This is a genomic window from Sulfitobacter sp. THAF37 (assembly GCF_009363555.1).
Lineage (GTDB): Bacteria > Pseudomonadota > Alphaproteobacteria > Rhodobacterales > Rhodobacteraceae > Sulfitobacter.
This window is the reverse complement of record NZ_CP045372.1, coordinates 353,877-365,533: the sequence shown is the minus strand read 5'-3', so window position 1 is coordinate 365,533 and position 11,657 is coordinate 353,877. Positions and strand designations below refer to the sequence as shown.

The window sequence follows — 11,657 nt, the reverse complement described above, 5'->3', positions numbered from 1 at the left end:
GCTATTGTGCGGGGATACGGCGCAGGCGTGAAAGCTGTTCGAACCGGCTTTCGGCGAAGCGATCCGCGTGTCCTGCACGCAGCGCCAGCCGGTCCAGCATGATCTGCTCTGTCGCGTCGAAATGGCCCGCCCGCAAGCCCGCGTCAATGGTTATTCGTTCGAATACATCGCGTTGCGCGTGACTTCCGCCGATGCTCTGCATTTTGGGCCGGGCGGCGCTCAGGTTTTCGAATGCGGTGGCATAGCGGCCTTCGGCAAAGGCGGTCAGCCCGGCCAGCGCCGAGAGCCCCGGATCGGCGACCCGGTCGGCCATGTCGCCGGATTTCCGCGCATCGCGGGCAAAGCGCGCGGTCATTTCACGCACCGCGCCGGTCTTTCCCGCGCCTGACAGGGCAAGCTGGTAGTGCAGGTCGGCAAAGACCAGGCAGCCGTCGTCGATGCGGTTCTGCGCCAGCGCGCCCAGTTCGTCCCAGCGGTCGCCGACCGCCACGCCGTCCAGATGCAGGCGCATCAGCAGCGAGGTTGCATTGGCGATGTCACGGTAGTCGTCGGTCCGGTCCGCGCGGATCTGGCGGTCGTACAGCGCCAGCACCACGTCGGTCTCGCCCCGGTCGAGATGCAGCAGCGCCTTGTGCCACCAGACGTGGTAGCGAAAGTTGTTGCTGCCCTCCCAGGCGCTGCTGAACCCCTCGATCAGGGCGATGCCGGCGTCGGGTTCGTTGCGCATGTCGTGGACATGGGCCACCGCGTGCAGGCCCCAGGCGTCGTCCGGCGCCAGCGTCAGCCCGGCGCGGCCCGCGCGTTCCGCCGCGCCATAGTCGCCGGTTTCTTCCAGGGTGAAGGCGTGACAGCCCATCAGGTAGCCGCGCAGCGGGTGGTCGGCGCCATGCGCGGGCAGGACCCGCTCCACCGACGCGCGCATGCCCGGCGCGTCCCCCAGGATAAAACGGATGCCGTGGCTGGCCTTGGCGCTCAGCGTGTCCTGCGGCCAGCGGTCCAGCACGGTTTCCAGCGCCGCGACGGCGCCGGTGGGGCTGTCGGCGAGCCAATGGTCCAGCGCATCGAGCCAGCCGCGCTCGCGCGCCGACGGCAGGCTGCTGCGCGCAGCCTGATGCGCCGCGGTGCGGGCGTCTTCGGCGACCTGCCACATCTCGGCCCGGCCCAGCATCAGCGCAAACAGCCCGCGTGCGGCATATCCCATGGCAAAGTCCGGGGCGGCATCCAGCGTGTCGGCCAGGTGTTGCGGCGTCGCGGGTTTATGCGCGAGGAACGCGCGGATCATCGCGTTCCAGCTGTTCAGCGCGGCCGCGTCAGTCAGCGCAACGGGGGCATGGCAGATATCGTGTTTCATTCAAGGTCGCCTCTTGGTGCGGTTCGGGGTACCTGCACGATACCGTCGAATATGCCGCCCGAGACCGCAGATGGCCCTGTCACACGTCAACGTGAAGGTGATAATCGGTTTCGTGAGGCAATGTGACAAAACCCGCCCAAACGAACCTTGGGTTGAGCGATTTACCGCGCAATACGTCGGCCCGTCCGGGGATTGCGCCTATTTCTGCAACGAATCGCCGCCAAGTTGGGCAAGGATTTCATCGGTGTCCTGCCCGAAGCGCGGCGGGGCGCGGTCGTAACGGACGGGCGTGGCCGACATCTTGAGCGGATTGCCCAAGAGCCGCACCAGCCCTTCGGCCAGATCCTCGCGCGGCAGGCTGACGACGGCACCGCGCGCCTGCGCCTGGTCCGACGCCAGCGCCTCGGCGATGGTGTTGATCGGCCCGCAGGGCACGCCCACCGCCTGCAGCTGCGTCAGCAGGTCCGCCTTGGCGTAGCGGCGCAGCACCGGGGCGATCACCGCCATCAGCGCCGCGCGGTTCTCGATCCGTTTGAGGTTTGTGGCAAAGCGCGGCTCCTGCGGGATGCCCACCGCATCGCAAAACCGGGCGAACTGCGCATCGTTGCCCACGGCCAGCAGGATATGACCGTCGGCGCAGGCGAAGGCGTCATAGGGAACGATGTTGGGATGCGCGTTGCCGCGGCGCTCGGGCAGCTGCCCCGAGGTCAGGAAATTGGTGCCTTCGTTGACCAGCCAGGCCATCGCGCTGTCGACAAGCGCAAGGTCGATATGCTGGCCCTCGCCGGTGGCGTCGCGGTGGCGCAGCGCGGCCAGGATGCCGATGGTCGCGTACATGCCGCACATCACGTCGGCGATGCCCACGCCCACTTTCATCGGAGGCCCGTCGGGCGCGCCCGTGATCGACATGATCCCGCCGTAGCCCTGTGCCATCAGGTCATAGCCCGGCTGGCTGCTGTTCGGCCCGTCCTGTCCGAAGCCGGAGATCGAGCAATAGACCAGCCCGGGGTGCCGTGCGCGCAGGGTGGCATGATCCAGCCCGTATTTCTTCAGCCCGCCGGGTTTGAAGTTTTCCACGACCACATCGGCACGGGCGGCCAGTCTGCCCAGCAACGCCTGCCCTTGCGGCGTGGCGATGTCGACGGCGACGGATCGTTTGTTGCGGTTGGCGGCCATGAAATAGGCCGACAGGTCGGTGGGGTTGCCGTCGCGGTCCGTGGCATAGTGCGGCCCCCAGCCCCGGGTGTCGTCGCCGCCTGTGCCGGGGTTCTCGATCTTGATCACCGTGGCGCCGAGGTCGCCCAGCAACTGGGTGCAGGTCGGCCCTGCAAGGATGCGGGTGAGGTCCAGCACGAAGACCCCGTCGAGTGCGCCCCTAGATGCGGCCATCGTAGGCCCCCTTGTCGATCACGGCGGCGATGACGGTGAACCGGTCGGCTGTCAGCGCGTCCTTCAGCGCCTCTTCCAGCGCGGTGCGGTGGCGCACCGTGACCCCGACGCCGCCAAAGGCCACGCCCATCGCGGCGAAGTTGTGCTGTGCGAAATCAACACCGGTGTTGCGCAGCTGGCGTTCGCGCTGCTTCTTCTCGATCAGGGCGAGCGCGGCATCGACAAAGACGACAAAGATCGGCGCCAGGTCAAGCTCGGCGGCGGTGGCCAGTTCACCCGCCACCATCAGGAACCCCGCATCGCCCGAGAACGACACCACCGGCCGGTCGGGACTGGCCAGTTTGGCCCCGATGGCCAGGGGCACCGCGCAGCCCATGGTACAGAAGGCCGAGGATTGCAGCAGCGACCGCGGCGCGGGACATTCCCACATCTGGCTCAGCAGGATGCGGTGCGCGCCGCTGTCGGCGGTGGCAATCGTGTCAGGCGGCAGAACCCTGCGGCAACAGTCGATCACGGCTGCGGGGCCCCAGTCTTCGTCCCGGGGGAAGGCCGCGGCGAGCGCGGTCTTCAGCTTGTAGATCTCACCCTCCGCCCAGGTGTCGCGCGGGCCCACGCCGTCGGCCAGGGCCTTGAGCGTCGGCGCGCAATCGGTGACGAAGTTGAGCGTCCCCTGATGCATGTAATGGGTGTTCGGCGCGGCGGTGATGTCGATCACGCGCTGCGCTGCGGGGTCCCAGGCATGCCGCCATCCGGGCCGCATCTCGATCGGGTCGTAACCGACGCAAAGGATCAGGTCCGCCGCCTGCACAAAGGGCAGCAGGTGCCGGTCCGCCAGCGGCGACAGCCCCGCCCCGCCCAGCGCCAGCGCGTGATCCTCGGGCAGGACGCCCTTGGCCTTGTAGGTGGATATGACCGGGACCTGGAACTGCTCGGCAAAGGTCCGCACCGCCGCCTCGGCCCGCTGGTTCAACACATCCACGCCGACAATCATCACCGGCCTTGCGGACTGCGCCAGCCAGTCCCGCGCGGTGGCAAGGTCGTCGCCATAGGGCGCGCGGGCAGAGGCCGGTGCACGGGGGGCAGGGGCCGTCGACGGGACCTGCGCCTCGGCCACCGAGATCGGCACGTCGATGTGCACGGGTCCATGACGTCCCTCGGTGGCGATGGCCACCGCCTTGTCCGCGATCAGATGCGCCGCACCGGCGTTCAGCGTGAACTGGGCCTTCGTGATCGGCTTGAAAACGGCGGCCTGGTCAAGCACCTGATGGGTATAGCTTTGCGCTTCGTCCGGGTCCATGCAGCCGGACAGCACGATCAGTGGCACCTGGTCCTGCAGCGCGTTCGCAACGGTGTTCACACCGTTCAGCGCGCCCGGTCCGATGGTCCCGACCAGGATCGCCGGGGCGCCGTCGCGGTGATGCACACCTTCGGCCATGAAACCTGCGGCGTTCTCGTGTTTGGCCAGAACAAACCGGATCCCGGCCTGTTCAAGCGCGTCGATCAGGGTCAGCACCTCGCCGCCCGGCATGCCGAACGCGGTGCGGCACCCGGCCGCATAGAGACGGCGGGCCAGGGCATCGGCGGCGCGGATCGTATCGGGCATGGGCGGCGGTTCTCCGGCAGGTGGTGCCATCATCAACCACGCCCCGCGGCCCGGCGCAATTCACTTGCACGTTGGGTTTGTTGCAGCGCGGTGCTGCAACCGACGCTCAGCGGCGCCGGTCGCGGCGGGCCGACATCGGCTGGAACGCAACGCCCACATGCGCTTCGCAATAGGGTTTGCCCTGCTTGACGGGCAAGCCGCAGAACCAGAAATCCTCGGTCGCGGGGTCGCCCACAGGCCACTTGCAGGTGCGTTCGGTCAGGTCCATCAGGCCTAGCTTCTTCGCCTTCTTTTCCACCTCGTTGACCTTGGCCAGCGCCTCGGGGCTGATCTCGTTCGCGGACGGCTGCGGCGGCAGGGGCTGGCCTGCCGGGATGATCTGCTTGCGCGCGGGCAGGTTCGGCTTCGCGGGGGCCGCCGCCTCTGTCTTCATCTCGGGCTTCGTTTCAGGCTTCGGCGCGGCCTTGGGTTTCGCTTCGGGCTTTGGCTTGGCTTCGGGCTTGGCCGCAGCCGGGGCCGTAGCACCCGATGTGGCACGGTTCGACAAACCGAGGCGGTGCACCTTGCCGATCACGGCATTGCGGGTCACACCGCCCAGTTCCTTGGCGATCTGGCTGGCAGACTGGCCTTCGCCCCACATCTTTTTCAGCGTCTCTACACGCTCGTCGGTCCAGGACATGGCAGGTTTCCCCAGTTAAAAAGCGGCCCTTCTTCAGTGGCCGCTTTGTCAAAGTCAGGCCCCTATTCTAATCACTCCTCTGACGGGTGCAAGGGAGGAAGCGTCACACGGCAGTTGTGGGTCGGGGCGGCGACGGCTTCAGCCGGGCCTCGCGCAGGGCCAGCAGAACCGCCCCGGCAATGATGATGGCGGCCCCCGCCAGGGTGATCGCATCCGGGACCACATCGAAGAAGATGATGTCGTAAAGGGCGGCAAAGATCAGCGTACCATAACTGAACGGCGCGACAAAGCTGGCGTCGGCCCGCGCCATGGCGTTGACGAAACAGGTTTGCGCCAGCGCCATGCAGCCGCCGATGCCCCCCAGCACGGCCCATTGCGCCGCCGTGGGCGGCTGCCAGACCGGCAGCACCGCGAGCGTCGCGATGCACAGGCCGATGAAATTGTTGACCAGCAGGATCTGAAACGGGTTCTCGCGCAGCGCCAGCTTCTTGATGAAAATCAGCTCCATTCCCATGACCATCGCCGCCCCCAGGGCCAGCAGGGCGGCGGGCTGAAAACTGTCGGGCGTGGGCCGCAGCAGGATTGCCGCACCGGCCATCGCCATTGCCGCGGCGGACCATCGGATGCGCCCGACCTTTTCACCCAGAAGCGGGATCGCCAGCATCATCGCGAACACCGGGTTCAGAAAGGATATCGCCGTGGCATCCGCCAGCGGGATGAAGGCGACCGAGGCAAACATCAGCGTGATCCCGCCCCAGCCGCAGGCGGTGCGGGCGATGTGCAGGCCCCAGTGGGGGCGTTCCAGTGCGGGGCGCAGGATCAGGGTGGCGCCGCCGAACACGACAAAGGCAAAGAGAAAACGGCCATGACTGATCTGAAGCGCGGGCAGGGCCGCGCCAAAGCTGTCACCGCCCAGGGCTTTGGCCATCAGCGTGGTTGCCGCGATGAAGGCTGTGGCCACCGCGATCAATCCTGCGGCAAGCGCGTTGTTCTGGGCCCTGGCCTGATACATGCCCCTGATATGGCTGCAACGACGTGCCGCGGCAAGTCGCCATTTTCGGGCTGGGCAAACGACGATTTGCGGCTTACACACTGCCACATGATCACGATGCGACACACCCCGTCCCGACGACGCCACGGCTGAACGGCCTCCAGCGTGACCTGCCGACCGCAGGTCTGATCCCCGGCGCATCGCGCCTGCCCAAATCTCTTGACCCTGCACGCCGCCCATGCCCATTTGGGCTTTTCGCGGCCCCATCATAGGAACTTTCAGATGATCTCTTCTGTCCTGCCGACCTACAACCGTGCGCCCCTCAGCTTTGTGAAGGGCGAAGGCACCTGGCTGATCGAGGCGGACGGACGACGTTTTCTGGACCTCGGCGCGGGGATTGCCGTGAACGCGCTGGGCCATGCGCACCCGCAGCTGACCGAGGCGCTGACCGCGCAGGCGGGGGCGCTGTGGCATACCTCCAACCTCTACCAGATCCCGCAGCAGCAGGCGCTGGCGGACAAGCTGGTGGATGCAACCTTTGCCGATACGGTGTTCTTCACCAACTCGGGGACCGAAAGCTGCGAACTGGCGGTCAAGATGGCGCGCAAGAATTTTTATGACAAGGGTCAGCCCGAACGGGTTGAGATCATCACCTTCGACGGCTCCTTCCACGGACGGTCCTCCGCCGGGATCGCCGCCGCCGGGTCCGAGAAGATGACCAAGGGCTTCGGCCCGCTCCTGCCCGGTTTCGTACACCTGGCGTTCGGCGACCACGACGCGCTGCGTGCCGCGATCACCGAACGGACCTGCGCGGTGCTGGTCGAACCGGTGCAGGGCGAGGGCGGCATCCGCCCGCTGCCCGACGCCTGCCTCAAGGGGCTGCGCGACCTCTGCGACGAACATGGCATCCTGATGATCCTGGACGAGGTGCAATGCGGCGTGGGCCGCACCGGCAAGCTCTTCGCCCATGAATGGTCCGGGGTGACGCCGGACATCATGATGGTGGCCAAGGGCATCGGCGGGGGCTTCCCCCTTGGCGCTGTACTGGCGACCGAAGACGCCGCCAGCGGCATGACGGCAGGCACCCATGGATCCACCTACGGGGGCAACCCGCTGGGCTGTGCCGTGGGCTGCGCGGTGATGGACATCGTCGCGGACCCGGACTTTCTGGCGGAGGTGAACCGCAAGGCGGGTCTGCTGCGCCAAAAGCTGGAAGGACTGGTCGCCAACCACCCCGACGTGCTGGACTCCGTGCGTGGATCGGGCCTGATGCTGGGGCTGAAATGCAAGGTGGCCCCCGCCGATCTGGTCGCCGCAGGCTACGCCGCCGAGGTTATCACCGTGCCCGCCGCCGACAACGTGGTGCGCCTGCTGCCGCCGCTCAACATCACCGACGACGAAATCGCTGAAGCTGTCTCTCGCCTCGACCGAGCCGCAGGCAGCCTGGCGCCGTCCTGATCTTCTTTATGCCAAGAATACTCTCCGGGGGTCCGGGGGGGAAAACCCCCGGCTGCCACAACAAAGAGCTTACCCATGACCCATTTCCTGGACATCAACACGACCTCCTCCGCCGATCTGAGGACGATCATCGACAACGCCCGCCACATGAAGACCGCCCGCAACGGCCGCCCCAAAGGCGCGCCCGACGAAGAACAGCCGCTGAAGGATCACATGGTGGCGCTGATCTTCGAAAAACCCTCCACCCGGACGCGCGTGTCCTTCGACGTGGGGGTCCGTCAGATGGGCGGTCAGACCATGGTGCTGTCGGGGGCCGACATGCAGCTCGGCCATGGCGAGACCATCGCGGATACCGCCCGCGTGCTGTCGCGCTACGTGGACCTGATCATGATCCGCACCTTCGAGGAGCAGACGCTGCTGGACATGGCAGAATACGCGACCGTTCCGGTGATCAACGGGCTGACCAACCGCAGCCATCCCTGCCAGATCATGGCTGACGTGATGACCTTCGAAGAGCACAACGGCCCGATCAAGGGCAAGCGCGTGGTCTGGTCGGGCGATGGCAACAACGTCTTTGCCAGCTTCGCCCACGCCGCGAAACAGTTCGAGTTCGACCTCGTGTTCACCGGGCCGCCGCCGCTGGACCCGGAGCCCGCGCTCGATGGTCTCTATACGGTAGAGCGCGATCCGCAAAAGGCGGTGGAAGGCGCGGACCTTGTCGTCACGGACACCTGGGTCAGCATGCATGATCCGCAGTCCGCCCGCGAACGGCGGCACAATCAGCTGCGCGGCTATCAGGTGAACGAGGCGCTGATGGCGCGGGCCAGGGACGATGCGCTGTTCATGCATTGCCTGCCCGCCCACCGTGAGGACGAGGCGACCAGCGCCGTCATGGATGGCCCGCATTCCGTCATCTTCGACGAGGCGGAGAACCGGTTGCACGCGCAGAAGGCGATCATGCGCCACTGTCTGGGCCGATAGGACCGCAATGCGCGCAGACCCCAATATCGTGATAGCCGGTGCGGGTGCCATCGGCTGTTTCGTGGGGGGGCTGCAGGCGGCGGCGGGGGCGCAGGTCACGCTGCTGCTGCGCGCGCGTGTCGCGGCAGAGATCCATACCCACGGGCTGACCCTGACCGACTTCGACGGCATGGCGCAAAAGGTCAGCGCCGAACGGCTGACCCTGTCCGAAGACCCTGCCTGTCTTGCCGATGCCGACCTGATCCTGGTCACGGTCAAATCCGGCGCCACCGCCCAGATCGCCCGGCTGATCGACCGTCACGCCGCTGGCAAATGCCCGGTTGTCAGCCTGCAGAACGGCGTCACCAATGCCGCGCTGCTGCGGGACATGCTGCCGGGCCGTGACCTGCGCGGCGGCATGGTGCCGTTCAACGTGGTGCCGCTGGGGCAGGGCGGCTATCACCGCGCGACCAGCGGTGACATCGTCATCGGCGCGGGGCCGGGCGACCTCGGCGCGGTGATCGGCGCCCCCCATCTGCGCGTGACCGAAAGCCGCGACATCGAAGCGGTGCAATGGGGCAAATTTCTGATCAACCTCAACAACGCGCTGAACGCGCTCAGCGGCCTGCCGCTGAAGGCACAGCTGCAAGACCGCGGCTGGCGGCGGCTGATGGCTGACCAATGGGCCGAGGCGCTGGCGGTGCTGCGGGCCAGGGGGATCAGGCCGGTGTCCATCAGTCCCGTCGAGGTCGGCAAGGTGCCCTGGATCCTGCGGCTGCCGACGCCCCTGTTCACGCGGGTGGCGGCACAGATGCTGACCATCGACGAACAGGCACGCACCTCCATGTCCTATGACCTGATGGCACGCCGCCCGACCGAGATCGACGCGCTTCAGGGCGAAGTCATCCGCATGGGCGAAGAGGCGGGGCGCCGGACCCCGATCGCCCGGCTGGTGAAGGACCTGATCGAAACGGCGGAACTGGCCGGACAGGGTTTGCCCAATCTGCCCGCCGCCGCCCTGCGCGCGGAACTGGCCCGCGCCTGACCCTGCGTCAGTTCACGACGGCGTTCAGCACCAGAAACACGAGCGCCGAAATCGTGGCCGCCGCCGGGACGGTGATCACCCAGGCGGCGATGATGGTCATGAAATGCGACCGGCGGACCAGCTTGCGGCGGCGGCGTTCCTCCGGCGCGATGCGTTTGACCGTGCCCACGGCCACATCCGGCCTGCGCAACCGCCGCTCCATATGCCATTCGCGGTAGAACCCGACGCCGAAAACACCGCCGACGGCGATATGGGTAGAGCTGACCGGCAGGCCGAGCCACGAGGCGATGATGACGGTGATCGCCGCCGACAGCGCCACGCAGTAGGCGCGCATCGGGTTCAGCTTGGTGATCTGGCTGCCGACCATGCGGATCAGCTTGGGCCCGAACAGGAACAGTCCAAAGGAAATGCCGAAGGCGCCGATGATCATGACCCAGAGCGGGATGCTGACCTGCGCCTCGAACCCGCCGAACTGGCTGGCGTGGACTATGGCGGCAAGGGGGCCCACCGCGTTGGCGACGTCATTGGCCCCGTGCGCAAAGCTCAAGAGCGCGGCTGAAAACACGAGAGGCAGCGAAAAGAGCACTTTGACCGACTTGTTGCGGTTCTCCATCCCTTCGGATTTGCGCCGGATCAGCGGTGCGGACACTGCGTAGACCAGCATCCCGATGACCAGACCGATCAGCAGCGCGACCGGCATGCCGATGGAGACGACCTTGTTCAGTCCCTTGAGCGCGAGATAGCTGGCGAATACCCCGGCCATGATGCCCACCAGCACCGGCACCCAGGTGCGTGACGCGGCGATCTTGTCCTCCTGGTAGAGGATGCGCGCCTTGATGAAGGCCAGAAAGGCGGCGGCGACGGCGCCGCCCAGCACCGGCGAAATCACCCAGCTGGCGGCGATCATGCCCATGGACGGCCAGTTTACTGCCGTCAGGCCCGCTGCCGCGATGCCCGCACCCATGACGCCGCCCACGACAGAATGTGTGGTCGACACGGGCGCGCCGACCCATGTGGCCAGGTTGACCCAGAGCGCGGAAGAAATCAGCGCCGCCATCATCGCCCAGATGAAGACGCGCGTGTCGGCGATCGACGCGGGGTCGATGATGCCCTTGGAAATGGTGGACACAACGTCGCCCCCCGCCAGCAACGCGCCCGCGCTTTCGCAAAGCGCCGCGATCAGGATGGCACCGCCCATGGTCAGCGCATTCGCGCCCACTGCCGGCCCCATGTTGTTGGCGACATCGTTGGCACCGATGTTCACCGCCATGTAGGCCCCGAACACCGCGGCGGCGATCACCACGAAGCTGGTCGAGGTCTGGCCAAAGAAGACGCCCGCCATGATCCCGGCGACGGCGATGAAGGCCAGCGCGATGCCGGTCGCGACCAGCGGCCGGGAAACATAGGCAGTGGCCAGTTCGACACGGGAAATACGGTCGAGATCGGTGTCCAGCGTTTTCCACTGACTCCCTTGCGGTCCGGTGCTCATGCGCGTTCAATGTCCCCGGTCAGATATCGGTTGGTCACACGAGGTCTCACAACGGGTCGGCAGGTGCAAGCAGATGGAGACGCAGGGCCAGGTCAGAGCGCGCGCAGGATGGCCTGCAGATCGGGCTCATCCACCAGCTCCGCCGCCTCTTGGGGGGAAAACCAGGCGCGCTTGCGCTGCTCGGCCTCCGGATAGTCCTCGCGCAGATCCTTGACGCGGGTCAGGTAGACCTGTGCCTGGACCGGCATGGTCAGCCCCTCGCCCAGACCCTTGGCGTAATCGAAGATGCCCACCGGGGCACTTTCGATGTCGGCTTCGCGCACACCGGCTTCTTCCCAGGCTTCCTGAAGCGCGGCACCGGGGCCGTCGAGCCCGTTGATCGGCCAGCCTTTGGGCACGATCCAGCGGCCTGTATCGCGGCTGGTGATCAGCAATACGCGCTTGCCGTCGGGCGTGTCACGGTAGCACAGGGCAGCCACCTGCAGCCGCTTGGGGCGTTTCAGGATCGGAAGGACCATCTCGGCCCAGGCGAGGCGAAAGGCATGCATCATCGGTTTGTGCCTGTTAGTTTCTTATTTATATCATCACCTTGTATCTGCCTGTGGATAACTTGTTTCATGTTAAAAATCAATTAATTCCTATGGACTTGCGTCGCGGGGGGCCAAAGCGCACTTTGCAGCAACGCGAAAGAG

10 protein-coding genes are annotated in these 11,657 nt (G+C 66.5%); 3 read left to right on the top strand and 7 right to left on the bottom strand.

The features are described 5' to 3' along the window. Nucleotide 1 precedes the first annotated feature (1 nt). The 5 genes from FIU94_RS01825 to FIU94_RS01805 form a co-directional block, all read right to left on the bottom strand. On the bottom strand, nt 2-1,351 hold the full coding sequence (locus tag FIU94_RS01825) for a tetratricopeptide repeat protein (RefSeq protein WP_152464159.1): 1,350 nt from the start codon (nt 1,349-1,351) through the stop codon (nt 2-4). A gap of 198 nt (nt 1,352-1,549) precedes the next feature. Beyond that, a complete protein-coding gene (locus tag FIU94_RS01820) occupies nt 1,550-2,740 on the bottom strand; it encodes a CaiB/BaiF CoA-transferase family protein (protein ID WP_152464158.1) in 1,191 nt (396 codons plus the stop codon). After that, nucleotides 2,727-4,343, bottom strand: a complete 1,617-nt coding sequence (locus FIU94_RS01815) for a thiamine pyrophosphate-binding protein (RefSeq protein WP_152466915.1) — start codon at nt 4,341-4,343, stop codon at nt 2,727-2,729. Before FIU94_RS01815 ends, FIU94_RS01820 begins: the two co-directional genes overlap by 14 nt. Nucleotides 4,344-4,449: 106 nt before the next feature. Further along, nucleotides 4,450-5,022: a GcrA family cell cycle regulator gene (locus FIU94_RS01810; RefSeq protein ID WP_152464157.1), complete on the bottom strand. Its 573-nt coding sequence runs from the start codon at nt 5,020-5,022 to the stop codon at nt 4,450-4,452. Between the two features lie 103 nt (nt 5,023-5,125). Then, a complete protein-coding gene (locus FIU94_RS01805; RefSeq protein WP_152464156.1) occupies nt 5,126-6,034 on the bottom strand; it encodes a DMT family transporter in 909 nt (302 codons plus the stop codon). A gap of 261 nt (nt 6,035-6,295) precedes the next feature. On the opposite strand from FIU94_RS01805, the gene FIU94_RS01800 reads away from it, so the two are divergent. From FIU94_RS01800 to FIU94_RS01790, 3 genes are all read left to right on the top strand, one after another. Further along, nucleotides 6,296-7,471, top strand: a complete 1,176-nt coding sequence (locus tag FIU94_RS01800) for an aspartate aminotransferase family protein (protein WP_152464155.1) — start codon at nt 6,296-6,298, stop codon at nt 7,469-7,471. 75 nt (nt 7,472-7,546) lie between these two features. Then, a complete protein-coding gene (gene argF / locus FIU94_RS01795; RefSeq protein ID WP_152464154.1) occupies nt 7,547-8,452 on the top strand; it encodes an ornithine carbamoyltransferase in 906 nt (301 codons plus the stop codon). Nucleotides 8,453-8,459: 7 nt separating this feature from the next. Next, the gene (locus tag FIU94_RS01790; protein WP_152464153.1) at nt 8,460-9,476 is read left to right on the top strand and encodes a 2-dehydropantoate 2-reductase; all 1,017 of its coding nucleotides are present in this window, start codon (nt 8,460-8,462) and stop codon (nt 9,474-9,476) included. A 7-nt stretch (nt 9,477-9,483) separates the two neighbouring features. Here the strand turns inward: FIU94_RS01790 and FIU94_RS01785 are convergent, their stop codons facing one another. Then, the gene (locus tag FIU94_RS01785) at nt 9,484-10,965 is read right to left on the bottom strand and encodes an inorganic phosphate transporter (protein WP_152464152.1); all 1,482 of its coding nucleotides are present in this window, start codon (nt 10,963-10,965) and stop codon (nt 9,484-9,486) included. Nucleotides 10,966-11,057: 92 nt separating this feature from the next. Beyond that, complete coding sequence (locus FIU94_RS01780; RefSeq protein WP_152464151.1) at nt 11,058-11,516, bottom strand: NUDIX hydrolase; 459 nt, start codon at nt 11,514-11,516, stop codon at nt 11,058-11,060. Between the last annotated feature and the right edge of the window lie 141 nt (nt 11,517-11,657).